The sequence below is a fragment of the Photorhabdus sp. RM96S genome, from assembly GCF_042879335.1.
GTDB lineage: Bacteria > Pseudomonadota > Gammaproteobacteria > Enterobacterales > Enterobacteriaceae > Photorhabdus > Photorhabdus kayaii.
The window spans coordinates 1-234 of record NZ_JBHFKT010000276.1; the positions used below are offsets into that span (position 1 = coordinate 1).

1 protein-coding gene is annotated in these 234 nt (G+C 64.5%); it reads left to right on the forward strand.

Annotated elements, in window-relative coordinates:
• Positions 1–234: ShlB/FhaC/HecB family hemolysin secretion/activation protein (locus ACGF49_RS25335; protein WP_387493582.1), on the forward strand; the 234-nt coding region annotated here is incomplete at both ends.

A 234-nucleotide genomic window follows, 5' to 3' on the forward strand; every position in this document is an offset into this window, starting at 1 on the left:
CGCAACGAACTGGACTGGCAAACCCCGCTGAAAGGGCAGTCGCTGTATCTGGGGATCGATTATGGCGAGGTGGGCGGCCGGGGCAGCGACGCGCTGCTCGGAAAACACCTGTCGGGGAGTGCTCTGGGCTGGCGCGGCAGCCTGAAAGGGGTGAGCTACGACCTGTTTGTCGGCGTCCCGCTGTCCAAACCCGCCGGTTTCCAAACTTCCCCCGTCACGGCCGGATTCAACCTG